Origin of the sequence: Lacinutrix sp. MedPE-SW (genome assembly GCF_001874145.1) — a bacterium.
Taxonomy (GTDB): Bacteria; Bacteroidota; Bacteroidia; order Flavobacteriales; family Flavobacteriaceae; genus Lacinutrix.
The window spans coordinates 17,661-40,428 of sequence record NZ_MPCX01000010.1; the positions used below are offsets into that span (position 1 = coordinate 17,661).

Consider the following 22,768-nt stretch of genomic DNA (forward strand, 5'->3'; position numbering starts at 1 on the left):
AGTATGAAAATTTCGGTAGAGTTAACTTTAACACCATTACAAGATGATTTTGAGCCAGTAATAATTCAATTTATAAAAAAACTAAGAGCTTCTAACTTGAAAGTTTTAGAAAATCCTTTAAGTACACAGGTTTATGGTGATTATGATGAAGTGATAAGCTTGTTAACAACAGAAATAAAAGAATCGTTTCAGTTAATAGAAAATGGATTGATTTATATAAAAATTGTAAAATCAGATCGTCAGGACTATGAACCAAATTTCTAACTTCTTTTTCGAAACATACCAAAATAGAGAAACCTATTTAATAATTTTAGAAGCCATAGCTTTTGTTTTTGGTATTGCGAGTGTTGTTTTTGCAAAAAAAGAGAATATTCTTGTTTATCCAACAGGTTTGGTAGCAACAATTATTACTGTTTACATATTTCTACATGATGAATTACTAGGTGATATGATGTTGAATTTTTACTATTCTGTAATGAGTATTTATGGTTGGTGGAATTGGTCCAGAAAAAAAGAAGATAAATACGTTGTTCCAATTTCAAGAACAAATAATAAGGAAAAAGCGATTGGTTTTTTAATGTTTTTAATTACAATGGTGGTTACTTATTTTGTTTATAAAGCTTATGGTACAACAATAGACTCGTCTAATTATATAGATATTTTTACATCGGGAGTGTTTTTTACAGCAATGTGGTTTATGGCAAATAAAAAATTAGAAAACTGGACACTTTGGATTTTCGCAGACTTAATTACAGTACCCTTATATGCCTATAGAGGTTGGGGAATGTTTTCTTTACAATATTTAATATTTACCATTTTAGCAATACAAGGATATTTAGCATGGAAAAAAAGCTTAAACAAGCAGACAGTAACTGTTTAAAAATTGCTCTTTTTGGTCCAGAATCTACTGGAAAAACAACTTTAGCAATACAATTAGCAACACATTATAAAACTAAATGGGTACCAGAGTTTGCTAGAGAGTATTTGCAAAAAAAATGGGATGATACAGCTAAAATTTGTGAGTTAAAAGACATATTACCAATTGGTATTGGCCAAATGGAATTAGAAAATACCCTAGCAAAAAAAGCTAATAAATTATTAATTTGCGATACAAATTTATTAGAAACAAAAGTATATTCAGAAACCTATTATTCTGGCAAATGTCCGCCAGAAATTGCAAAATATGCATTAGAAAATAAATATGATTTATACTTTTTAACGTATATTGATACACCTTGGGAAGCTGATGATTTGAGAGATAGACCAGACGATAGATTACTTATGTTTAATGCTTTTAAAAGCACTTTAGTTAGTAATAATATACCTTATGTGTTATTAAAAGGAACTAAAGAAGAGCGATTAACAAAAGCAATAACGTGTATAGATAAACTAATAGATAGCAGAACGTGAATTTCACAATACAACAAATAAAACAAATTGAAGATAAAGGTTTAACCGTAGATAAGGTTTTAAAGCAAATAGAAATTTTTAAAACAGGTTTACCGTATATTAATTTAGAGTCTGCAGCTTCTTTAGAGCATGGTATAAATAAACTTACCGAAGCAGAAGAAAACTACTATTTAAATTTTTATAAAGAGAAAAAAGAATCTTTAGATATTGTAAAGTTTGTGCCAGCATCTGGTGCAGCAACACGAATGTTTAAGTTTTTATTTGAATTTTTATCAACGTATAAAAAAGATAAGCAAACAATAAATTCTTTTATAAATAAAAATAAAGCGACAGAATTATCTCTTTTTGGAGTAGGTTTAGAAAAATTTCCATTTTATAAAATTGTTTTAAGTGAAGCAGAAAAATATGTAACAGATTTTAAATCGTTATCTGCAGACGAAAAAGGCTTAGAGTTTATAAAAACAATGTTAGATGAAAACAGGTTAAACTATGGTTTTTCACCTAAAGGATTATTACCGTTTCATAAATATAAAGACCATATTGCAACGGCTTTTGAAGAACATTTATTTGAAGCAGCACTGTACGTAAAATCTAAAGGCGTAGCTAAACTTCATTTTACAATATCTGAAATTTATAAAGATATTTTCGATGAAGAGTTTTTAAGAATTCAAAAAATTGTAGAAAGAAAGACAGACACAAAATTCGAAATTTCATTCTCGTATCAAAAAAGTGCAACAGATACTATTGCTGTAAATTTAAAAAACGAGCCATTTGTAGAAGCTGATGGTAGTTTATATTTCAGGCCATCTGGTCATGGTGCATTACTGTCTAACTTAAACGATTTTGAAGCAGATATAATATTTATAAAAAACATAGATAATGTTGTGGTTTATAAATATGAAAAAGACGTTGCTAAGTATAAAAAAATACTAGCAGGAATTTTAATTAAAACACAAAGTACGGCATTTCAATATTTAAAAGAGTTAGAAGAAGATAATATTACAGAAGCTAAAATTATAGAAATAGCAAGGTTTTTAAGAAGTAAGATGAATGTAATAATATCTTTAGAATTCGAAAAGTATTCTACAAAATACCAAAAGGAGTATTTAATAGATAAGTTAAATAGGCCTATTCGTGTTTGTGGTATGGTAAAAAATGAAGGAGAACCTGGTGGAGGACCATTTTGGGTAAAAGACCAAGCAAATAATATATCCTTACAAATAGTAGAATCTGCACAAATCGATAAAAAAAATAAACACCAAAAAAGTATATTAAAACGTGCAACACATTTTAATCCAGTAGATTTAGTATGTGGCATTAGAGATTATAAAGGCGAAACGTTTGATTTGTCTCAGTTTGTAGATGAAAAAACAGCATTTATAACCATGAAAACAAAAACAGGAAAAGAAATTAAAGCATTAGAGCTTCCAGGATTATGGAACGGTAGTATGGCAAACTGGAATACTATTTTTGTAGAAGTTCCTTTAGTTACTTTTAATCCCGTAAAAACAGTAAACGATTTACTAAAACCTATGCACCAAATATCGTAATGTTTAATAGTGAGCTACTTATAAAAGAATTTAATTTTAAGGCAATAAGAAGCTCTGGAGCTGGTGGGCAACATGTAAATAAAGTATCTACAAAAGTAGAATTATCGTTTTCTGTTTCAAATTCTGCAGTACTTACAGCAGGACAAAAAGAAAAAATTTTAAAAAAATTAGCAAACCGAATTTCAAAAGATGGTGTTTTTGTTTTACAATGTGGAGAAAGTAGAAGCCAATATCGTAATAAAAACATTGCAATTTTTAAAACAGTTGAGTTACTAAAATCTGCTTTACGTACCAATAAAAAACGAATATCTACAAAAGTTCCAAAGGCAGTGAAGCTAAAAAGATTAAAAAATAAACGTTTTAATTCTGAAAAAAAATCCAATAGAAAAAAGCCTAATTTAAATTAAATTTAAAGGTTTTATTGTAATATGCCAATGTTATTTGTTTGCTTTTTTTATAATTAATATCTAATAAAAAGTAAGCATAATATATATTAATTAAAAAATTCTAAAGTACCTTTGCAGCGTTCTCAAAAAAGGGGTGCCTAAAAACGGCTGAGATCATACCCATTGAACCTAGAACAGGTAATGCTGTTTAGGAAATTGAAAACAAAAAAACGTAATTAAATACAAAGTGTTTTTTTGTTATGCAACTAATTATTTAACTGGATAATTGCCTCTTTTTATTCGTAATTTAAATGAATTTCGAATGAAATCGATATTAAAAAACGCCATTTTAAGTTTAGCAGTCTTGCTAACAACAACACATTTACTTGCACAAGAGATTAAGCAAGACACAACTAAAGTAGAAGCACTTAGTGAAGTTTTACTTTCGGCTACACGAGCTAAAGACAAAACACCATTAGCATTTTCTAATATTAAAAAAGAGGAGTTAGAGTCTTTAAATTTAGGTCAAGATTTACCTATACTCTTAGATCAATTACCATCTGTTGTTACCACAAGTGATGCAGGTGCAGGAGTTGGTTACACAGGTATAAGAGTTCGTGGTAGTGATGCTACAAGAGTAAATGTTACTATTAATGGAATCCCGTATAACGATGCAGAAAGTCAAGGAACGTTTTGGGTAAATATGCCAGATTTTGTATCGTCTGTAGAAGATATTCAATTACAACGTGGTGTAGGAACATCGGCAAATGGTTCTGGTGCTTTTGGAGCAAGTTTAAATTTAAAAACATTAAATCCTTCGCAAACAGGATATGCTTCTACAACAAATGCTGTAGGATCTTATGGTACAAGAAAACACAATATAAGCTTTGGGTCTGGTTTAAATAACAACTTTTATGCTGAAGGACGATTGTCTAAAATTAAAAGTGATGGTTATATAGATAGAGCATCATCAGACTTATCTTCTTATTATACCGAAGCTGGATTTTTAAATGAAAACACCTCTATTAAAGCCATTGTTTTTGGTGGAAAAGAAATTACTTACCAGTCTTGGTATGGAACTCCTGAGGCTGTAGTAAACAACGACAGAGAAGGTATTCAAGCATTTATAGATAGAAATTTCTCGTCTGATGCAGAAGCAGAAAACCTTTTAAACTCTGGTAGAACTTATAATTTTTATACTTACGACAATCAAGTAGATAATTATGAGCAAACACATTACCAGTTACATGTTTCTCACCGTTTTAATAAAAACTTTTCAGCTAATCTTTCTGGTAATTTTACAAGAGGAAAAGGCTTTTTTGAGCAATTTAAAGATGATGAAGAGTTAGGTGACTATTTTCCAGAAAATCCTAATGCGGCAGAAGAAGGTGATGTAGTTAGAAGGCGTTGGTTAGATAATAAGTTTACTGCAATTGTATATTCTTTAAATTATAAAAAAAACAACCTTAATCTTTATTTAGGTGGAGGATTTAACTCTTATAATGGAGATCACTTTGGAGAGTTAATCTGGGATTCTTTTGCTACAGAGGTGCCAATTAGAAGTCAATACTATTTTTCGATTGGTGAAAAACGTGATTTTAGTACTTACATAAAAGGCGAATATGATATTAATAGTAACCTTTTTGCTTTTGTAGATGTGCAGTATAGAAAGGTAAATTATAAGTCTTTTGGTACAAGTTCAGATTTATTAGATATTGATGTTGATAAGAATTATGATTTTTTTAATCCTAAATTGGGTTTAACCTATAAGATTAATAACTTTAATAGTGTTTATGGGTCTTTTGCAGTAGCAAATAGAGAGCCAAATCGTGATGATTTAACTAAAAACCCTATAACACCAAAAGCAGAGCGTTTAAACGATTTTGAGTTTGGTTACAGGCTTAAAAAGCCAAATTATTATGCTACAGCTAATGTATATTATATGGATTATAAAGACCAGTTAGTATTAACTGGGGATTTAGACGATGTTGGAGATCCAATTAGACAAAACGTTGCAGAAAGTTTTAGAGCAGGAATTGAGTTACAAGCAGGTTATAAGTTTTCTAATAAATTAAGAGTTGATGCTAATGCTACTTTTAGTAAAAATGAGATTAAAGAGTTTAATTATGTTGTATTTGATACACAATATGACCCTAATACTTTCGATACTGTTTCTTATGAGCCTGTGGTTACCAATTTAACTAATACAGATATTTCGTTTTCACCCAATGTTATTGCAGGTGGAACTTTAACGTATTCACCAATTAAAAATTTAAATCTTGGTTTTATTTCTAAATATGTTGGTAAACAATTTTTAGATAATACGTCTAGCGACTCTAAAAGTATTGATGCTTACTTTGTTAATAATATTAATGCTTCGTTTAAATTACAACCAAAATGGATTAAAGAAATTTCGTTTAATTTATTAGTAAACAACGTGTTTAATAGCGAGTATGTTTCTAATGGTTATACTTATAGTTATTTTTATAGGCCAGAGAATTCTAATGATGCAGCTGTGACAGAGAATTTTTATTATCCGCAAGCTATGAGAAACTTTTTACTTGGGATGACTTTAAAGTTTTAATTACAAAATTACTTATATAAAAAAAGCGGCTCGATGCCGCTTTTTTTATTGCGAAAAGGATAGTAGTGACATCCTTTTTATGACTTTAGGAATAAAAAGATATAACGTATAGCCTGGTTTTTAATGCTTTTTTTGCATTAAAAATTTGCTCTAATTATTATAAACCCTAATTACGCTACCATTAATCTCTACTTGATAGGGTATTAGTGTATATTGCCCAGTAGTGCCGCTTTGTGGTAATCCATTAGCAATAAAATATGAGTTGTCATCGTCGCAACTACAACTAGCAACTATGCCATTTACTGTTAATGTAGAGCAGTTGCTTATTTGGTGGTTTGGGTCGCTTAATTCCCAGGCTAAGTATGATGAACCTGTATAGTAAACAACAATACCATTTATTCCTATATTTCCTCCTGTTACAATAACATGTTGCGACGGAATTAATAAATTATTATACTGTGGCAGGTTTGTGTCTATAAGGTTTTGAGTATCGAAAACAGCATTTGGAATGTTGGGATTTCGGTTTTGGTTGTTAATATCGTCATCTTTTTTACAAGAATTTGTGAATGTGACAATTAATAATAAAATTACAGTTATTTTTTTCATTTCAAATTTTCTTTTCAAGCAATGCAATTTACAATATTTCGTAATTGCGAATTAAATATTTTGTATATTTGTTGTACAATCTCGTGTATGCGGGATTTTTTCGTTAAGTCCCGAACTTGTTTCGGGACATTTTGAATATAGAAATTAACGAGTTTAGATTTTAAACGTAAAAATTATGAGTAAAGTATCATATTATACAGCTGAAGGCTTAAAAAAACTTAGGGAAGAGCTTAAGCATTTAAAAGATGTAGAGCGTGTTAAGGCTAGTAATGCCATTGCAGAGGCACGCGATAAAGGAGATTTAAGTGAAAATGCCGAGTACGATGCCGCTAAAGAGGCACAAGGTATGCTTGAAATGCGTATTTCTAAATTAGAAGACCAATTGGCTGGTGCTAGAATTATTGATGAAAGCCAAATGGATACCTCTAAAATTTTAGTGCTTTCTAAAGTGAAAATTAAAAACCAAACTAACGGTATGGAAATGAACTATACTTTGGTGGCAGATGGTGAAGCAGATTTAGCTTCTGGAAAAATTTCTGTTAATTCTCCAATAGGAAAAGGTTTATTAGGAAAAAGCGTAGGTGATGTTGCAGAGATTAATGTACCTAGCGGTATTATGAAATTTGATATTATCGAAATTTCTAGATAATATTTGTAAAAAAAATAAAAAAACACAGTTTTTGTGTTTATATAATATTATTCCTGTTTTTACTAAAGAAACATTTAGTAAAGCAGGAATCTTTTTTTATCTTTAATTTTATAATACCAATATATTTTATGGCATCAATATTTACAAAAATAGTTAATGGAGAAATACCTAGTTATAAAGTGGCAGAAACCGATGAGTTTTTAGCTTTTTTAGACGTAAACCCAAATGCAAAAGGCCATACATTGTGCATACCTAAAAAGGAGACTGATAAAATTTTTGATTTAGATAGAGTAGAATATGCTGGTTTAATGGAGTTTTCTAGGTTGGTAGCTAAGGCTATTGAAAAAACAATACCTTGTAAACGTGTTGGTATGTCTGTAATTGGTTTAGAGGTGCCACATGTTCATGTGCATTTAATACCTTTAAACTCTATGGAAGATGCTCGTTTTATAAATAAAGTGAGTTTAGATAAAGAGGCTTTTGAAGCTTTGGCTAAAGCGATACAAGCTAATTTATAAGTAGTAAAACAGTTGCAGTAATTATTATTGCAAGTACTACACTTACTATAATCCAAAATAAAGGTTTTAATTTTTTAGATGCTTTTTTGGGAGTAAAAGCTTTCATTTGGTAATTAAATACACGCTCTATATCTTCTGTCCATTGTACAGGAAATATTTGTGTATTACATACATTGCACTCCATTTCTGTAGTAATATTTTCTGTAATAGATTTAGCAAACTTTGTGTCTACATATTCTTGCTTAAAAGTAAGCTCTAAACCTTCTTTACTAAAGCACTCTGGGCAATTATTATTAAACGCTACTGTTTTAACAGTAATCCATTGTTGAGCCATAATTAAATAGTTTTAAAGGTTATTTGCATTGTAGTACCTTTTTCAATAATAGATTGTGCAACTTTAATTTTACCACCATGAAAATCTTCAACAATTCTTCTTGCAAGAGATAAGCCTAATCCCCAACCACGTTTTTTTGTGGTATAACCAGGTTCGAAAATAGAGTTAAATTGTTTTTTTGTTAAACCTTTACCAGTATCTGTAACCATAATAAGTACTTTATTTTCAAGGTTAGATATTTTTATAGTTAAATTGCCTTTACCTTTCATGGCATCAATAGCATTTTTAACCAAATTCTCAATTGTCCAACTATATAATTGAGGGTTCAAATTTACAAAAACAGGTTGATTAGGCGTTATAATTTTAAAGTTTATAAGCTTTGAAGATCGCGTTTTTAAGTATTTGTAAGTTTTCTGGGTTTCTATTACAATATCTGCTTTTTCTAAGGTTGGTAGTGATCCTATTTTACTAAAACGTTCTGTAATAGTTTGTAATCTATCTATATCTTTTTCAATTTCAACTATATAATCTGGGTTTACTTCTTCGGTTTTTAAAATCTCTGTCCAACCTATTAACGAGGACAAAGGAGTACCAATTTGGTGAGCTGTTTCTTTTGCCATACCAGACCATAATTTATTTTGTGTTGCTATTTTAGAACTACGATAAAAAAAGTAAACTACAGCAGCAAACAGTATAATTATTAATAATAAAGCTAGTGGATAGTATTTTAATTTGTTTAAAGTATTTGAGTTTCCGTAGTAAATTTTGCCATAATAGTTTTCTTTATACTTAACATCTATAGGCTTGTTTTCTTTTTCAAATTGAAGTTTTATTTTCTTTAAATAAACATTGGTGTTTGAAATATTAGAGGTATCTATATTTTTTATAATGCTAATTTTATTGTCTGCATCAACCATTATCATAGGTGTAACAGATGTAGTATCTGTAATAATTTTTTCTACAACAGCGTTAACATCGCTATCTAAGTCGTTAAAACTATTAGAAAAATCACTCTGTGCAGCAGACCAAATTTCCATTTTAGCACGTTCTTCATCTTTAAATTTCTGAAAAAAAACATAGGTATTCCATAATATGAGAGAGATAATTGCAAACGAAGCTATTATTATAATCCAGCGTAAAATTTGTCTGTTTTTTGTAAAAAACATGAGGTCTTTTTTTATGGTAATATACTTAAAAAGTATATAATGTAGTATTGTTAATAATATTGTACAATCGCAGGATAATCTTTTTTTAGTTCGTTTACTAATTAAGTACCTTTGTACAAACAAAAGTAACTATGACTTCTTTTGAACCTAAAGATTTAACAACAGCAAAACTTCATGGGTATTTACTTAGTGCAGTAGCACCAAGGCCAATTGCTTTTGCAAGTACAATAGATGCTAATGGTAATGCAAATTTATCGCCATTTAGTTTTTTTAATGTGTTTAGCGCAAATCCGCCAATAATGATATTTTCTCCAGCACGACGTGTAAGAGATAATACCACAAAACACACATTAGAAAATGCAGAGGCAACTAAAGAAGTTGTTATAAATGTTGTGAATTATAATATTGTGCAGCAAATGTCTTTAAGTAGTACAGAGTACGGAAAAGGCATAAATGAGTTTGATAAAGCTGGATTAACCATGCTTAAAAGCGATATTGTAAAACCTTTTAGAGTTGCAGAGTCACCAGTACAGTTTGAGTGTAAAGTTAACGAGATTGTAAAATTAGGAACCGAAGGTGGCGCAGGAAATTTAATTATTTGTGAAGTTGTTAAACTACACATTAATGATGCTGTGTTAAATGAAAAAGGAAGCATAGACCAAGAGAAATTAGATTTAGTATCTCGTGCTGGCGGAAGCTATTACAGTAGAGCAAAATCTGGTTTTTTTGAAATACCTAAACCTTTAACAACATTAGGCATTGGTGTAGATATGTTACCAACTGCTATAAAAAGCAGTAAAATATTAACAGGTAATGATTTAGGTTTGCTAGCAAATGTTGAAGCATTGCCAAGTCAAGAAAGTATTGAGGCTTTTGTAAAAGAACATGACATAACATCAATTACCGAAGAAGAAAAGCATAAAAAGGCACAAAATTTGCTTAGTTATGGTGATGTTGAAAAGGCATGGAAAGTATTATTATCGTAGTAATACGATTTAAATTAGACGAATATTTAATAATTATATAGACAATGGAAGTACAAGGAAAAGTAAAATTAATTGGAGAGACGCAATCGTTTGGAAGCAACGGATTTAGAAAAAGAGAATTAGTTGTAACAACAGAAGAGCAGTATCCACAACACATAATGATAGAGTTTGTTCAAGATAAAGTAGATTTATTAAACAACTATCAAGTAGGTCAAGATGTGAAAGTAAACATTAATTTACGTGGTAGAGAATGGACTAATCCTCAAGGAGAAGTAAAGTATTTTAACTCTATTCAAGGATGGAGAATAGAAGGTGTTCAAGCAAATGCACCAGCAGGAGCTCCAGAAGTACCGCCAGCGGCTGCTTTTGAGCCAGCAACAAACTTAAAAGAAGAAGATCACGACGATTTACCATTTTAAGGTAAACTTCTATCTATTCGCACGTAATGCGAAACTTATAAAAAACGGTAATAACAGTAATTGTTATTACCGTTTTTATATTTTAGTAAAAATTATTAATGCACATTTTAAACCAACATATAAACTTTCCAAAAGTAACAGAGGCAGATCATGAAGGTTTACTAGCCATTGGTGGAGATTTGTCTGTAGAGCGATTACTATTAGCTTATAACAGTGGCATTTTTCCTTGGTTTAATGAAGACGAAGTCATTTTATGGTGGTCGCCAGACCCAAGATTTGTTTTATATCCAGAAGATTTAAAAGTCTCTAAAAGTATGAAGCAGTTTTTAAGAAATTGCAATTTTGAAGTTACTATAAATAAAGACTTTAAAGCTGTGATTACTAATTGTGCTAAGGTAAAACGTGTTGGGCAAAGTGGCACTTGGATTACTAACAATATGATTAATGCTTATTGTAAATTACACAAATTAGGTTATGCAAAATCTGTTGAGGTTTGGGATAATAATGAGCTTGTTGGCGGTTTTTATGGTGTAGATTTAAATAATGGTGTGTTTTGTGGAGAAAGCATGTTTGCAAATAAAAGTAATGCTAGTAAAGCAGCGTTTATAACTTTTATTCAAAATACCAATTATAGTCTTATAGATTGTCAAGTTTATACAGCACATTTAGAGCGTTTAGGTGCAAAAGAAATATCTAGAACTAAATTTTTAAGCTATTTAAATTTTAATAACTCCAGAGGTTAATATATGTAGTTTCTGGTTTTTTTCAATATTAAAACCTTCAAATCTATATTCTAATCCAAACTGTAACTTTAAGTTTTTAGAGTATAGCCAACCTAGTTGTGTAGTAATTCTATAATCCAGTTCTGGTTTTGTTGCTCTTGCAACACTATATAAAGCTTCGTTGGTAGCAACAATATAAGCTTCGCCAATATCTAATTGTTCGCCATTTAATGGAAAATCTACAGCAAATCTATATCTAAATCTATGCGTTGTTTTTTGGTTTGTTATTCGTTGTTCGGCTCTAAATCTATGCCCAAACCTTAAAGCGCGTAATTTTGTTATTGTATTAAATTGCTGCGTGATTCTTACTTCATTATTAGAATGTTCAAACCAATCTCTATTTCTATATTGTAAACCAAGACTAATACTATTATCTAAACTTAAACTATAAGTTGAAAAATGTTTAAAATCTAATTGCCTTATATGTACATTAGTTGTTTCGTTATTATAAATATAATGGCGTGTAGAAATACTAAAGTTGTATTTGTAAATACCAGAAACGTTATGATTAATACTTAAATTATGCTCACCTAATGCCGAAAAATAATTTTGAGCCATAAGACTAGAACTATAAAACATAGCAATAAACAACACTATTTTTAGCTTAGTATAAAACGTGACCATAAGAAGCTGTAGATACTGTTTTTGTTGAAATATGTATGCCTTCACTATTAAATAAAAACTCTTTTAAAAGGTAGTTGTTACCTGTTTTTATTTCTGCAATTATTTCTAAGTTTGGATTTTGTTTAAAATCACTATTTAAAGTGGCTTTTATAAATTCTTCTTGGCTTTGTTTGTGTTTAAAAACAAATTGTTTTTGTGTTTTTTTTAGTTTATGCTTTGAGTAATTTTTCTCTAAAAACCTATTAACTTTATTAAGTATTCGCCTATCAATTTTTTTGTTTTTAACCGTAATTTCTATGTCTTCTAATATACCTTCTTTAGAAAACTCTATGCTGTATTTTTGTTTTTTATATTTAAATTTTGCTTCATAGCTTACTTTATTACTATCTGTTTCTTTGTAAAGTTTTATTTTTTTTTCAAACTGTTTTATTATGTTTAAAGATGGTGTTGCTGTTTTAGGAAACTGTTGTTGTTCTATTTTTTCTTCTTTTTCATTTTTAGTTTGAGCATAACAACAAGAAAAAAAACAGATAAAAAGGATTATTAAAATTTTATACTTCTTCATATCTAAAACAATTTACTTCGTGGTCATTTACTAAACCTGTGGCTTGTAAAAAAGCATACACAACTGTTGAGCCAACAAATTTAAAACCTCTTTTTTTTAAAGCTTTACTAATAGTGTCGCTTAGCTTGGTGTTTGCTGGTGCATTTTTATAATTTTTAACATTGTTTTTAATTGGTGTATGGTTTACAAAACTCCATATATAATTGCTAAAACTACCAAATTCCTCTTGAGTTTTAATAAATGCCTGAGCATTTGTAACGGCTGCATTTACTTTTAATTTATTTCTAATTATACCTTCGTTATTTAATAACTCTTCAATTTTATCTTGTTTATAATTTGCGATTTTTAAGTAGTTAAAACTATCGAAAGCTTGTTTAAAATGCTCACGTTTTCGCAAAATTGTAATCCAACTTAATCCAGCTTGAAACGTTTCTAAAATTAAAAATTCAAAAAAAACATTGTCATCATGAACAGGTACAGCCCATTCTGTGTCGTGGTATTTTTCATAAAGTTCATCACTAGTACACCAGCCACATTTGTGTTTTTTCATATTTGTAAGGAATTTTAAAAATTACTACTAATGTAAGAACTGTAATTTAGAAAACTTAGAAATTACAGTATTTTTACACTATGGAAACACTACAAAATACAGATTTAAAACGCATTATAGATCAAAGTTTAAATAAAGCAATTTCTTACCAAGCTTATAGAGATTTGGTTGAAGAATTAGTGGAAACAAAATTGAATACAGGAAACGATATCACCGAAGCTTTAGTAAATTACACTATGCTTAACGATAGAAGAATGAAACGCTGGGATAAAACGGTAAAAGTATCTGAAGTTGTAAAACAAGAAATTTCAAACTTAAAGATTAGTCAAACTTGGTTAGTAATTACAGAGAGTTGGTGTGGTGATGCAGCTCATGTTATGCCCGTGATGAATAAGGTTGCAGAATTAAATAGTGGGATAGACTTTAAAGTTGTACTTCGTGATGAAAACGACGACTTGATGAATAGGTTTTTAACTAATGGAGGAAAATCTATACCTAAATTAATAATTATAGATAACGATAGTAATGAGGTTTTAGATTCTTACGGCCCAAGACCAAGTACAGCAACAAAATTAGTTACAGATTATAAGGCTAAACATGGTAGTTTAACACCAGAATTTAAAGAAGATTTACAACGTTGGTATAATAAAGATAAAGGTCAAACTGCAATTAAGGACTTGATTAATATTTTAAAAACCAGTTAATTAAAGCTTATTTGCCTTTAAAATAAAATGTAATAGTTCCTATTTGAGATGTTTTAGACGAAGGATTAAAATGCGCATTTTTAGCATAATCTAAGGCATAGTCTTGCAGGCAAGAATTGGTTGAGTTTGAAGCGTTATTAATAGCTGTTTTAATAACTTTTCCAGTATTAGAAACTGTTATATTCACTACTATTTTTCCGCTAGATTCACATAAATAAACAGGTACAGGCAAAAAAGTATCTGTTCTACCCTTTAAAGAATATAGTATAGAACTGTTTTTATTTGCAGAGGCTTCAGTACTACTATTTGCAGAGGCATTAGCACGTTTTTTTAAAATAGAATTTACACCGTTAAAAGAGGTTAACTCTTGTTTGTTTACCGTGTTTTTAGCTTTGGTTTTAGTAGCTTTATTTATTTTAAAATCATTATGTTCTCTATTTTCTAATCGAGGATCTATAAAGTCTTCAGGTGGAGCTATAGGTTTATAAGCTTGAGCAAAATGCTTATATTTTTTTGTCTCATTATAAGCTTTATTTGTGCTTTTGCTATTTGGTAACTCGTTTTGGTTTTGCTCTTCTATTGTTTCAACAACTTCTACAGGTGTTATGTCTATTAGAGTTTCAGAAACTTGTACATTGTATTTAAACATATCTAAACTCAATATACCAAGTACTAAAGTACCTGCAATTAAAAAAGTTATGGCAAATGCCTTATGTGAATTTTTAAATTTCAAAATTGAATTTATAATAAATTGGGTTTCTTGTATTGTATATACGTATAAACCGCTTTTTGAAGATGTTATTGCAAAAGTTATTCCGTTTTTTTAGGTAATGCAGCAATAAAACTTTCAATAGTAAGTGCATTTTTAACGTTAAAATCTCCAATTTTAGTTCGGCGTAAAGCAGAAAGGTGTCCGCCAGAATTTAATGCTTTTCCAAAGTCGTTTGCTAAAGAACGTATGTAGGTACCTTTGCTACAAACGACTCTAAAATCTACAGTATTTTCTTTAATATTTGTGATCTCGAAAGCGTTTATAGTAATTTTTCTAGATTTTATTTCAACATCTTCACCAGCACGTGCAAATTCATACAGTCTTTTTCCATCTTTTTTTAATGCTGAAAAAACAGGTGGAAATTGGTCTATTTCACCAATAAACTGTTTGGTTGTTTGGTGTATTAAATCGTTAGTGATATGGCTTGTAGAAAATGTTTTGTTTATTTCGGTTTCTAAATCAAAAGATGGAGTTGTACTACCTAAAACAATTGTACCTGTGTATTCTTTTATTTGACCTTGAAATGTATTTATTTGCTTGGTCATTTTTCCTGTGCAAATAACTAGTAATCCTGTGGCTAAAGGATCTAGAGTGCCAGCATGACCAACTTTAATTTTTTTTATTTTAAAGGCTTGTTTAATTTCCCAACGTAATTTATTTACAACTTGAAATGACGTCCAATTTAACGGCTTGTCTATTAGCAAAACTTGTCCTGCATGGTAATCTTCAAGAGTCATAAATTAATTAGTTTAAAATTGAAAAAATTATGGCAATTATACCTACAATTACACAGTATAAAGCAAAGTAAGAAAGTTTGCTTTTTTTAACTAAAGCAATCATCCAGGTACAGGCTATTAATCCAGATATAAAAGCTGCAATAAAACCAGCAATAATAGCAACAGAATTTTGACTGTTAAAATTTAGGTCACCACTTAAAACATCTTTAGCAATTTTACCAAATATTAAAGGAACAACCATTAAAAAAGAAAATCTTGCGGCTTTGGTTTTGTCGTTACCTAATAGTACAGAGGTAGAAATTGTTGCGCCGCTTCTTGAAATTCCAGGAAGCATAGCTATAGCTTGAGAAACACCAATAATTAAAGCATCTTTAAAGCCTACTTTTTTTTGTGTATTTTTAGCTTTATCTGCTAAAAATAATAGTGCTGCGGTAACTAATAACATACAACCTACTAGCATAATGTTACCACCAAATAGTTGCTCTAGTTGTTCTTCAAAAAAAACACCTACAATAACTGCAGGTAGCATAGAAATTATAATTTTTATAGCAAAACGATGCTCATCATTAACGGCAGGTTTAAATAAGCCTTTAATAATTTCAAAAATATCTTTTCTAAAAATTACAATGGTGCTTAATGCTGTGGCAAAATGTAATACTACTGTAAATAAGAGGCTTTCTTCTGGTATAGAATTGTCACCAAGAATGGCTTTGCCAAGTTCTAGATGGCCACTAGAGGATACAGGTAAAAACTCTGTTAAACCTTGTATAATTCCTAAAATAATTGAGTCTATAATGTCCATAGCGTAGGTAATGGAAATTAAATTTTATCGGTTAAAACTTTTGGTAAAAGTCTTTCTAAAAATGCTTTTTGATTTTTTTCTACAACTATAAACTTCCAGTTGTCTTTGCCGTTTGGGGATATAGCATATGCTTGTTTTTTGGCATAAATTTCAAAAAACTGTGTTTTTTCATCATACTTTACATTGTTTTCGCCAAAGGTTTGTTGTAAAGCCATTTTAGTTAAACTTAGTTGTAATTCTTGAGATTCTGCTTTTTCTTCTTCGTTTTCATCATTTATTTTCATAAACATGACATTAGAATATTGAAGCATAGCATAAAACTTACCTTCAATTTTTTCAGCATCGTTAACCTCGTGTATTTTAGCGTCTTCTAATTTAAATTCAATTCCTGGAGTATTAAAAGTTTGCTCCATAACCTTTACCATTTGGTCTTTTGGTATAATTTTAAACAAATCTTCGCTTACATAATCCATAGACTTATTAAAGTCCATATTTGTAATGGCATCTAAATAATCGTTGAATTGAGTTTTTATTTCGGTTTTATAATCTTGAGAATAACCAACTACACTTATACAAAGAAAACATAGTGTAACAAGGTGTTTTTTTAATAGCGTCATGTGTTAGTTAGTGTCTTTAGATCGTGTAAGAATAGCATAAATTTGAACTCCAAATCCTGCTAGAATTAATGTTGGCGCTAAGCGAATGCGTCTCCAGCTAAAAATGTCTTCATTAAAAACATTTGGGTCGTCGCTGCCACCACCAGACATTAAAATAAATCCTATAACAATAAGCGCTAACCCAATAAACATAAATTTATAGTTGCGTTTTCCAAAAATAAATTCGCTTTTATGCTCTTTGGTTTCTTTACGTTTTTGTTCTCCCACGGTATATTACTTAAGTTCTATAAAATAATTTCGTTACCAACAGTTAATGCTTAGGTATTATTTGATTTTAATTAATCTACCCAGAACTTTTGGTTATTGCAAAGTAACGGTTTTATTTAAAACTTTTATGCGTATTGAATCTAAATTTAGTCTACAGTTAATTTCACTGTTTATATAATTTAGGTTTTGTTTTTTACCAAAATATATAAAGGTGTTTTCAAGGTTTTTAAATCCCTTTAAAGTTTGTGAAGGTTTCACAATCGAAGTTCTAATAGATTTTTTTTGGCTTTTGTAGCTTGTATAGAGTTTAAAACTTAAAAATACAACCCAACAAACAACTATAAAAGAGAGTACTATTAAAGTGTTTTTCATATTTAAAAAGAATTTATTTTTAATCGTAAATGCCTTTTAAATGATTATGATTAGTGTCTACCTTATCTACTTTTACATATTTAGTAGAAAATGTGTTCGATTTTTTATGTGATAAAAGTACTATTGAAGTAATCGCAACGATACCTATAAATACAAATGTTACTCGTTTCATAACTTGAAATTTTAATGATGAATAAAAAGTATTGGTATAGTCAGATATAAATAATTTTGGTTAAGTAAAGATAACCGTATATGTGTTTAATTATTGTTAATAGGTAAGTTAAAGATTGTTAAACTTATTAATATAACTTATCTGTATTTAAGTTTAAAAAACGTTGAGTAGCAAAAAAAGTAGAAATCCAAGTAATAAAAATACCCAATAAAAAAACAGCTATAAATAAAGCTATTATTAATACAGGCTTGCTTAATAAAGCTAACTCAGGAAACATTTTATCTACATAATAAAGTACAATGGCCATCCCAATTAAAGCTAAAAAGGCGCCAACAATACCAAGTTTTACGCTTCTCCATATAAAAGGTTTTCTAATAAAACGCTTAGTGGCTCCAACCATTTGCATGGTTTTAATTGTAAAACGTTTAGAGTATACTGCTAACCTTATAGAACTATTAATTAATAAAACGGCAATTAGAGTAAATAAAGCACTTAACAGTAATACCCAAAAACTAATTTTTTTAACGTTATCATTCATTAAATTAACTAAGTCATTATCATAACTAACTTCGTCTACAAAGTTTTTTGTTAAAGCTTCATCTGCAATAGTTTGTAATTTTGCCGAGGTTACAAAATCTGCTTTCAAATTTACATCTATAGAGTTTTTTAACGGGTTGCTACCTAAAAAATCCATAAAATCTTCACCACTTTCTTCTTTCATAAACTCTGCGGCTTGATCTTTTGAAACAAAAGCAGTAGACTTTACATAGTCTGCCATTGCTAAACTTTTTTCAAGCTGTTTAATTTCAACCTCTTTTGCTGTGTCCTTTAAAAAGATAGTAACGGTAACTTGCTCTTTAAAATGATCTGCTACCTTTTTTGCATTTAATACCAAAAGACCTAATAAACCCAGTAAAAATAAAACTAAGCCAATACTTAACACAACAGAGAAGTATGATGAAATTAAACGACGTTTTTGGAATTTATCAAAAGATGAGCTCATAAATAGAGTTTAGATTTAACGGTAAAAATAATAAAGAAAAAGAAAACTATCTTGAAAAGATAAAAGTCTTTTATTTTCAAAAAAAATTAATTTATAATTACAATAACAACGCTTAAACTTTCAACACTATTATAGAAAGTTTAAATTTGCCGTTTTATAAGCAGAAAATCAAGACAATGCAATACGATTTTAATAGAATAGAACAAGACTGGCAAAAATACTGGGCAGAAAATCAAACTTTTAAAGCCTCAAACAATAGCGATAAACCAAAATATTACGTACTCGATATGTTTCCTTATCCATCTGGAGCAGGATTACACGTTGGGCATCCTTTAGGATATATTGCTAGTGATATTTATGCACGTTACAAACGCCATAAAGGTTTTAATGTATTACATCCTCAAGGTTACGATAGCTTTGGTTTACCTGCAGAGCAATACGCTATTCAAACTGGGCAGCATCCTGCAATTACAACCGAAACAAATATAAAAACCTACCGTAGGCAATTAGACCAAATTGGTTTTAGTTTCGATTGGAGTAGAGAAGTGCGTACAAGTAATCCAGAATATTATAAATGGACACAATGGATATTTATTCAATTATTCGAATCGTATTATTGCAATAATGATAATAAAGCTAAAGACATAAAGGAGTTGGTGTCTATTTTTTCTTCAGAAGGAAATAGCAATGTAAATGTTGCTTGCGATGATGATATAGAAGAGTTTACAGCCGAAGAATGGAATAGCTTTTCAGCAGAAAAACAACAAGAAATATTATTAAAATACAGACTAACATATTTAGCTGAAACCGAAGTAAACTGGTGTCCTGTTTTAGGAACCGTTTTAGCTAACGATGAGATTGTAAACGGTGTCTCAGAACGTGGCGGACATCCAGTTGTGCGTAAAAAAATGACGCAATGGAGTATGCGTATTTCTGCCTATGCCGAAAGACTTTTACAAGGCTTAGAAGATATAGATTGGACAGATTCATTAAAAGAAACACAACGTAACTGGATAGGAAAATCTGTTGGAGCAAGTGTAACATTTAATGTAAAAGAGCACCAAGAAACAATTGAGGTTTTTACCACAAGACCAGATACTATTTTTGGAGTTAGTTTTATGACATTAGCGCCAGAGCATGAACTGGTATCACAAATTACAACGCCAGAACAAAAAGCAGAAGTAGAAGCCTACATAGAAAAAACAGCCAAACGTAGTGAACGTGATCGTATGGCAGATGTAAAAACAATTTCTGGAGTGTTTACAGGAGCTTATGCTCAGCATCCATTTACAAAAGAACCAATTCCAATCTGGATTGGCGATTACGTATTAGCAAGTTACGGTACAGGAGCAGTAATGGCAGTACCATGTGGAGACCAAAGAGATTACGATTTCGCTAAACATTTTAATATAGAAATTCCTAATATTTTTGATGGAGTAGATATTAGTGAAGAAGCCTTTACAGGAAAAGATAGCGTTAAAATTGCTAATAGCGATTTTTTAAATGGCATGAATTATAAAAAAGCAAGCAAGCGTGCTATTTATGAGTTAGAACAATTAGGACAAGGCGAAGGCAAAACTAACTATAGATTACGTGATGCTGTATTCTCAAGACAACGTTATTGGGGAGAACCATTTCCTGTGTATTATGTAAATGGTATGCCGCAAATGATTGATAAAGCACATTTACCAGTAACACTTCCAGAGGTAGAAAAATATTTACCAACCGAAGAAGGCGAGCCACCATTAGGTCGTGCAGATGTTTGGGCTTGGGATACAAGTGCAAACCAAGTAGTTTCTAACGATAAAATAGATAATAAAACCGTTTTCCCATTAGAATTAAACACGATGCCAGGTTGGGCAGGAAGTTCATGGTATTTTTTCCGTTATATGGAAGAAGCAGCTAACCGAGGAGAAACTTTTGCAAGCGAAGAAGCACTAAAATATTGGGAAAATGTAGATTTATACATTGGTGGAGCAGAGCACGCAACAGGACATTTATTATACTCTCGTTTTTGGGTGAAATTACTTAAAGATCGCGGATTTGTAAATGTTGAAGAGCCTTTTAAAAAGCTAATAAACCAAGGAATGATTCTTGGAACTAGTGCTTTTGTTTATAGAGAGGAAAATACTAATAACTACTTGTCAAAAGGTTTAATTGAAGGTAAAAATGTATTACCAATTCATGTAAAAGTAAAATATATTAACGCATCTGATGAGTTAGATATTGAAGGTTTAAAAAAGGACGAAGAATTTGGAGAAGACTATATAAATGCAGAATTTATATTAGAAGATGGTGTTTATAAAGTTGGTCGTGAAGTAGAAAAAATGTCCAAGTCTAAATACAATGTTGTAAATCCAGACGATATTGTAAGAGATTATGGAGCAGACAGTTTACGTCTTTACGAAATGTTTCTTGGACCTTTAGAGCAATATAAACCTTGGAATACAGCAGGAATTACTGGAGTTCATGGGTTCTTAAAAAAACTATGGAAACTGTATGTCGATGAAAATGGTTTAAAAGTAAACAATGCAGAACCAACAAAAGACAACTTAAAAACCTTACATAAAACCATTAAAAAAGTAGAAGAAGATATAGAGAATTTCTCTTTCAATACATCGGTTTCTACGTTTATGATAGCTGTAAACGAGCTTGGAGCTCAAAAATGTACAAGTAAAGAAATATTAGAACCATTATTAGTTTTAGTATCACCTTACGCACCACACATAGCTGAAGAATTGTATAAAATGCTTGGTAATAGCGGCTCTATTTCTACTGTTGCGTTTCCTAAATTTGAAGCTAGCCATTTAGTAGAAAGTAGTAAAAATTACCCAATTTCTTTTAATGGTAAAATGCGCTTTACTTTAGAGTTGCCAATGGATATGAGTAAAGATGATATTGAAAAAACAGTAATGGCTCACGAAAAAACAATTGCACAATTAGATGGTCGTACACCTAAAAAAGTAATTGTAGTTCCTGGAAAAATTGTAAATATAGTTGGATAATGAATGAGGTTTAAGTTTGGTAAAACAGATAGAATAGGGCTTATGTTGTTTACCGCTGTGGTACTAACAACAACATTAATATATCAATTTGAAGAACGTTTTACCAAAGAAAATTGGGAGCGAAATAGATCTACCCGATATAAAATGGCCGATGATATTATTGAGCGCCAAGTACTCTTAGGAAAAACCAAACAAGAAATTATTAACTTATTAGGTTATGCTGTTTTTACAACCAAAAACGGAAAAGAAATTTTACAGTATAAACTTGGCAAATCACCAAATTTTGGAACCGTAAAAAGAGAGACGCTTATTATTTATTTTGAAAATGAAAAAGTAACGCTTGTAGTTAGAGGTCAAGAATAACTGACACATTTTCTTTTAACAACATTGGCTCACTTTTTGTTATATTTATAATCAAGAAACTTAAAATTTAAAAATCAATATGATAGGAACAGGATATATGGGTTACTACATACTAATTGGGGCCATCTCAATAGTAAGCTGGTTAGTAAGTAATCAATTAAAGAGAAAATTTGAGAAATACTCAAAAGTACATTTAAGAAATGGTATGAGTGGAGCAGAAATAGCTCAAAAAATGTTGGCAGATAATGGTATTAGAGATGTTGAGGTAATATCAACTCCAGGTCGTTTAACAGACCATTATAACCCAGCAAATAAAACAGTAAACTTAAGTGAAGCAGTGTATAGCCAACGTAACGCAGCAGCAGCAGCAGTTGCCGCGCATGAGGTTGGTCATGCAGTACAGCATGCAACTGCATACCAATGGTTAACTATGCGTTCTAAATTAGTACCTGTTGTACAAGTAACATCAAGCTTGTCTCAATGGGTTGTTTTTGGTGGTATTGCATTAATGGCATCAAATGCAATTGGTGTAGCAGGACAATATATTGCTATAGCAGGATTAGTAATGATGGCCTTTGCAACATTATTTAGTGTTATTACATTACCTGTAGAGTACGATGCTAGTAACCGTGCTTTGGCTTGGTTAAAAAATAAAAATATGGTTACTCCAGATGAGTATAAAGGTTCTGAAGATGCTTTAAAATGGGCAGCAAGAACCTATTTAGTTGCCGCAATTGGTGCTATTGCATCTTTGTTATATTGGGCGCTTCAGGTTTTTGGAGGTAGAGATTAAACGCCATTAAAATAAAGATATAAAAAAAGCTC

General features: G+C 30.3%; 28 protein-coding genes and 1 riboswitch. Of the genes, 15 read left to right on the forward strand and 13 right to left on the reverse strand.

From position 1 onward, the window contains the following. Positions 1-3: 3 nt before the first annotated feature. The 6 genes from BM549_RS10095 to BM549_RS10120 all read left to right on the forward strand — a co-directional run bounded on the left by BM549_RS10095 (position 4) and on the right by BM549_RS10120 (position 5,930). Positions 4-264: a thiamine-binding protein gene (locus BM549_RS10095; protein ID WP_290470149.1), complete on the forward strand. Its 261-nt coding sequence runs from the start codon at positions 4-6 to the stop codon at positions 262-264. Next, a complete protein-coding gene (pnuC, locus tag BM549_RS10100; protein ID WP_290470150.1) occupies positions 248-880 on the forward strand; it encodes a nicotinamide riboside transporter PnuC in 633 nt (210 codons plus the stop codon). Before BM549_RS10095 ends, pnuC begins: the two co-directional genes overlap by 17 nt. Beyond that, entirely contained in the window at positions 841-1,410 is a 570-nt protein-coding gene (locus tag BM549_RS10105) for an ATP-binding protein (protein ID WP_290470151.1), read from the forward strand. The genes pnuC and BM549_RS10105 overlap by 40 nt, the downstream gene beginning before the upstream one ends. Further along, on the forward strand, positions 1,407-2,960 hold the full coding sequence (locus BM549_RS10110; RefSeq protein WP_290470152.1) for a DUF4301 family protein: 1,554 nt from the start codon (positions 1,407-1,409) through the stop codon (positions 2,958-2,960). The genes BM549_RS10105 and BM549_RS10110 overlap by 4 nt, the downstream gene beginning before the upstream one ends. Beyond that, entirely contained in the window at positions 2,960-3,367 is a 408-nt protein-coding gene (gene arfB, locus BM549_RS10115) for an alternative ribosome rescue aminoacyl-tRNA hydrolase ArfB (protein WP_290470153.1), read from the forward strand. The genes BM549_RS10110 and arfB overlap by 1 nt, the downstream gene beginning before the upstream one ends. Positions 3,368-3,486: 119 nt before the next feature. Further along, positions 3,487-3,578, forward strand: a riboswitch (TPP riboswitch). Positions 3,579-3,668: 90 nt separating this feature from the next. Then, positions 3,669-5,930 (forward strand): TonB-dependent receptor, encoded by a 2,262-nt coding sequence (locus BM549_RS10120; protein WP_290470154.1) that lies wholly within the window; start codon positions 3,669-3,671, stop codon positions 5,928-5,930. A gap of 150 nt (positions 5,931-6,080) precedes the next feature. Here the strand turns inward: BM549_RS10120 and BM549_RS10125 are convergent, their stop codons facing one another. Further along, positions 6,081-6,536 (reverse strand): hypothetical protein, encoded by a 456-nt coding sequence (locus BM549_RS10125; protein ID WP_290470155.1) that lies wholly within the window; start codon positions 6,534-6,536, stop codon positions 6,081-6,083. A gap of 175 nt (positions 6,537-6,711) precedes the next feature. Here BM549_RS10125 and greA point away from each other — a divergent pair, with 175 nt between their 5' ends. Next, the gene (gene greA, locus BM549_RS10130) at positions 6,712-7,185 is read left to right on the forward strand and encodes a transcription elongation factor GreA (protein WP_290470156.1); all 474 of its coding nucleotides are present in this window, start codon (positions 6,712-6,714) and stop codon (positions 7,183-7,185) included. Positions 7,186-7,313: 128 nt separating this feature from the next. Beyond that, entirely contained in the window at positions 7,314-7,703 is a 390-nt protein-coding gene (locus BM549_RS10135; RefSeq protein WP_290470157.1) for an HIT family protein, read from the forward strand. On the opposite strand, the gene BM549_RS10140 is transcribed toward BM549_RS10135, so the two are convergent. Next, the gene (locus tag BM549_RS10140) at positions 7,693-8,037 is read right to left on the reverse strand and encodes a hypothetical protein (protein ID WP_290470158.1); all 345 of its coding nucleotides are present in this window, start codon (positions 8,035-8,037) and stop codon (positions 7,693-7,695) included. The two genes, BM549_RS10135 and BM549_RS10140, sit on opposite strands and share 11 nt — an antisense overlap. A 2-nt stretch (positions 8,038-8,039) precedes the next feature. Then, a complete protein-coding gene (locus BM549_RS10145; RefSeq protein WP_290470159.1) occupies positions 8,040-9,203 on the reverse strand; it encodes a HAMP domain-containing sensor histidine kinase in 1,164 nt (387 codons plus the stop codon). A gap of 131 nt (positions 9,204-9,334) precedes the next feature. On the opposite strand from BM549_RS10145, the gene BM549_RS10150 reads away from it, so the two are divergent. The 3 genes from BM549_RS10150 to aat all read left to right on the forward strand — a co-directional run bounded on the left by BM549_RS10150 (position 9,335) and on the right by aat (position 11,351). After that, entirely contained in the window at positions 9,335-10,189 is an 855-nt protein-coding gene (locus BM549_RS10150) for a flavin reductase family protein (protein WP_290470160.1), read from the forward strand. Positions 10,190-10,233: 44 nt separating this feature from the next. Then, a complete protein-coding gene (locus BM549_RS10155) occupies positions 10,234-10,608 on the forward strand; it encodes a DUF3127 domain-containing protein (protein WP_013869877.1) in 375 nt (124 codons plus the stop codon). A gap of 98 nt (positions 10,609-10,706) precedes the next feature. Further along, a complete protein-coding gene (gene aat / locus BM549_RS10160; RefSeq protein ID WP_290470161.1) occupies positions 10,707-11,351 on the forward strand; it encodes a leucyl/phenylalanyl-tRNA--protein transferase in 645 nt (214 codons plus the stop codon). On the opposite strand, the gene BM549_RS10165 is transcribed toward aat, so the two are convergent. The 3 genes from BM549_RS10165 to BM549_RS10175 are packed head-to-tail and all read right to left on the reverse strand — an operon-like array spanning position 11,325 to position 13,129. Continuing rightward, positions 11,325-11,948 carry a DUF2490 domain-containing protein gene (locus tag BM549_RS10165; RefSeq protein ID WP_290470162.1) on the reverse strand — a complete coding sequence of 208 codons (624 nt, stop codon included), beginning with the start codon at positions 11,946-11,948 and terminating at the stop codon, positions 11,325-11,327. The genes aat and BM549_RS10165 overlap by 27 nt on opposite strands. A 46-nt stretch (positions 11,949-11,994) precedes the next feature. Further along, positions 11,995-12,579 (reverse strand): hypothetical protein, encoded by a 585-nt coding sequence (locus BM549_RS10170; protein WP_290470163.1) that lies wholly within the window; start codon positions 12,577-12,579, stop codon positions 11,995-11,997. Continuing rightward, positions 12,566-13,129 (reverse strand): DNA-3-methyladenine glycosylase I, encoded by a 564-nt coding sequence (locus BM549_RS10175; protein WP_290470164.1) that lies wholly within the window; start codon positions 13,127-13,129, stop codon positions 12,566-12,568. Before BM549_RS10175 ends, BM549_RS10170 begins: the two co-directional genes overlap by 14 nt. Before the next feature lie 80 nt (positions 13,130-13,209). Between BM549_RS10175 and BM549_RS10180 the strand changes: the two genes are divergently transcribed. Continuing rightward, complete coding sequence (locus tag BM549_RS10180; RefSeq protein ID WP_290470165.1) at positions 13,210-13,833, forward strand: thioredoxin family protein; 624 nt, start codon at positions 13,210-13,212, stop codon at positions 13,831-13,833. Positions 13,834-13,840: 7 nt separating this feature from the next. Here the strand turns inward: BM549_RS10180 and BM549_RS10185 are convergent, their stop codons facing one another. The 7 genes from BM549_RS10185 to BM549_RS10215 all read right to left on the reverse strand — a co-directional run bounded on the left by BM549_RS10185 (position 13,841) and on the right by BM549_RS10215 (position 18,575). Beyond that, entirely contained in the window at positions 13,841-14,566 is a 726-nt protein-coding gene (locus BM549_RS10185; RefSeq protein WP_290470166.1) for a TonB family protein, read from the reverse strand. 77 nt (positions 14,567-14,643) lie between these two features. After that, entirely contained in the window at positions 14,644-15,342 is a 699-nt protein-coding gene (gene truB / locus BM549_RS10190) for a tRNA pseudouridine(55) synthase TruB (protein WP_290470167.1), read from the reverse strand. A 7-nt stretch (positions 15,343-15,349) separates the two neighbouring features. Further along, positions 15,350-16,144 carry an undecaprenyl-diphosphate phosphatase gene (locus tag BM549_RS10195; protein ID WP_290470168.1) on the reverse strand — a complete coding sequence of 265 codons (795 nt, stop codon included), beginning with the start codon at positions 16,142-16,144 and terminating at the stop codon, positions 15,350-15,352. A 17-nt stretch (positions 16,145-16,161) separates the two neighbouring features. Then, a complete protein-coding gene (locus BM549_RS10200) occupies positions 16,162-16,761 on the reverse strand; it encodes a hypothetical protein (protein WP_290470169.1) in 600 nt (199 codons plus the stop codon). A gap of 3 nt (positions 16,762-16,764) precedes the next feature. Then, complete coding sequence (locus tag BM549_RS10205; RefSeq protein WP_290470170.1) at positions 16,765-17,028, reverse strand: DUF3098 domain-containing protein; 264 nt, start codon at positions 17,026-17,028, stop codon at positions 16,765-16,767. Between the two features lie 391 nt (positions 17,029-17,419). Further along, positions 17,420-17,572, reverse strand: a complete 153-nt coding sequence (locus tag BM549_RS10210; protein ID WP_290470171.1) for a hypothetical protein — start codon at positions 17,570-17,572, stop codon at positions 17,420-17,422. A 127-nt stretch (positions 17,573-17,699) separates the two neighbouring features. Further along, positions 17,700-18,575 carry a permease-like cell division protein FtsX gene (locus BM549_RS10215; RefSeq protein WP_290470172.1) on the reverse strand — a complete coding sequence of 292 codons (876 nt, stop codon included), beginning with the start codon at positions 18,573-18,575 and terminating at the stop codon, positions 17,700-17,702. A 176-nt stretch (positions 18,576-18,751) separates the two neighbouring features. Between BM549_RS10215 and leuS the strand changes: the two genes are divergently transcribed. The 3 genes from leuS to BM549_RS10230 all read left to right on the forward strand — a co-directional run bounded on the left by leuS (position 18,752) and on the right by BM549_RS10230 (position 22,736). Further along, a complete protein-coding gene (leuS, locus tag BM549_RS10220; protein WP_290470173.1) occupies positions 18,752-21,580 on the forward strand; it encodes a leucine--tRNA ligase in 2,829 nt (942 codons plus the stop codon). Positions 21,581-21,583: 3 nt separating this feature from the next. Further along, positions 21,584-21,943 (forward strand): hypothetical protein, encoded by a 360-nt coding sequence (locus BM549_RS10225; protein ID WP_290470174.1) that lies wholly within the window; start codon positions 21,584-21,586, stop codon positions 21,941-21,943. 79 nt (positions 21,944-22,022) lie between these two features. Continuing rightward, a complete protein-coding gene (locus tag BM549_RS10230) occupies positions 22,023-22,736 on the forward strand; it encodes a zinc metallopeptidase (protein WP_290470175.1) in 714 nt (237 codons plus the stop codon). Positions 22,737-22,768 lie beyond the last annotated feature (32 nt).

What these genes read in the sequence shown, in the direction of transcription:
- BM549_RS10095 (WP_290470149.1), top strand. Translation starts at nt 4, where the DNA reads ATGAAAATTTCGGTAGAGTTAACTTTAACACCATTACAAGATGATTTT.
- pnuC (WP_290470150.1), top strand. Translation starts at nt 248, where the DNA reads ATGAACCAAATTTCTAACTTCTTTTTCGAAACATACCAAAATAGAGAA.
- BM549_RS10105 (WP_290470151.1), top strand. Translation starts at nt 841, where the DNA reads ATGGAAAAAAAGCTTAAACAAGCAGACAGTAACTGTTTAAAAATTGCT.
- arfB (WP_290470153.1), top strand. Translation starts at nt 2,960, where the DNA reads ATGTTTAATAGTGAGCTACTTATAAAAGAATTTAATTTTAAGGCAATA.
- BM549_RS10120 (WP_290470154.1), top strand. Translation starts at nt 3,669, where the DNA reads ATGAAATCGATATTAAAAAACGCCATTTTAAGTTTAGCAGTCTTGCTA.
- BM549_RS10125 (WP_290470155.1), bottom strand. Translation starts at nt 6,536, where the DNA reads ATGAAAAAAATAACTGTAATTTTATTATTAATTGTCACATTCACAAAT.
- greA (WP_290470156.1), top strand. Translation starts at nt 6,712, where the DNA reads ATGAGTAAAGTATCATATTATACAGCTGAAGGCTTAAAAAAACTTAGG.
- BM549_RS10135 (WP_290470157.1), top strand. Translation starts at nt 7,314, where the DNA reads ATGGCATCAATATTTACAAAAATAGTTAATGGAGAAATACCTAGTTAT.
- BM549_RS10140 (WP_290470158.1), bottom strand. Translation starts at nt 8,037, where the DNA reads ATGGCTCAACAATGGATTACTGTTAAAACAGTAGCGTTTAATAATAAT.
- BM549_RS10145 (WP_290470159.1), bottom strand. Translation starts at nt 9,203, where the DNA reads ATGTTTTTTACAAAAAACAGACAAATTTTACGCTGGATTATAATAATA.
- BM549_RS10150 (WP_290470160.1), top strand. Translation starts at nt 9,335, where the DNA reads ATGACTTCTTTTGAACCTAAAGATTTAACAACAGCAAAACTTCATGGG.
- BM549_RS10155 (WP_013869877.1), top strand. Translation starts at nt 10,234, where the DNA reads ATGGAAGTACAAGGAAAAGTAAAATTAATTGGAGAGACGCAATCGTTT.
- aat (WP_290470161.1), top strand. Translation starts at nt 10,707, where the DNA reads ATGCACATTTTAAACCAACATATAAACTTTCCAAAAGTAACAGAGGCA.
- BM549_RS10165 (WP_290470162.1), bottom strand. Translation starts at nt 11,948, where the DNA reads ATGGCTCAAAATTATTTTTCGGCATTAGGTGAGCATAATTTAAGTATT.
- BM549_RS10170 (WP_290470163.1), bottom strand. Translation starts at nt 12,579, where the DNA reads ATGAAGAAGTATAAAATTTTAATAATCCTTTTTATCTGTTTTTTTTCT.
- BM549_RS10175 (WP_290470164.1), bottom strand. Translation starts at nt 13,129, where the DNA reads ATGAAAAAACACAAATGTGGCTGGTGTACTAGTGATGAACTTTATGAA.
- BM549_RS10180 (WP_290470165.1), top strand. Translation starts at nt 13,210, where the DNA reads ATGGAAACACTACAAAATACAGATTTAAAACGCATTATAGATCAAAGT.
- truB (WP_290470167.1), bottom strand. Translation starts at nt 15,342, where the DNA reads ATGACTCTTGAAGATTACCATGCAGGACAAGTTTTGCTAATAGACAAG.
- BM549_RS10195 (WP_290470168.1), bottom strand. Translation starts at nt 16,144, where the DNA reads ATGGACATTATAGACTCAATTATTTTAGGAATTATACAAGGTTTAACA.
- BM549_RS10200 (WP_290470169.1), bottom strand. Translation starts at nt 16,761, where the DNA reads ATGACGCTATTAAAAAAACACCTTGTTACACTATGTTTTCTTTGTATA.
- BM549_RS10210 (WP_290470171.1), bottom strand. Translation starts at nt 17,572, where the DNA reads ATGAAACGAGTAACATTTGTATTTATAGGTATCGTTGCGATTACTTCA.
- BM549_RS10215 (WP_290470172.1), bottom strand. Translation starts at nt 18,575, where the DNA reads ATGAGCTCATCTTTTGATAAATTCCAAAAACGTCGTTTAATTTCATCA.
- leuS (WP_290470173.1), top strand. Translation starts at nt 18,752, where the DNA reads ATGCAATACGATTTTAATAGAATAGAACAAGACTGGCAAAAATACTGG.
- BM549_RS10225 (WP_290470174.1), top strand. Translation starts at nt 21,584, where the DNA reads ATGAGGTTTAAGTTTGGTAAAACAGATAGAATAGGGCTTATGTTGTTT.
- BM549_RS10230 (WP_290470175.1), top strand. Translation starts at nt 22,023, where the DNA reads ATGATAGGAACAGGATATATGGGTTACTACATACTAATTGGGGCCATC.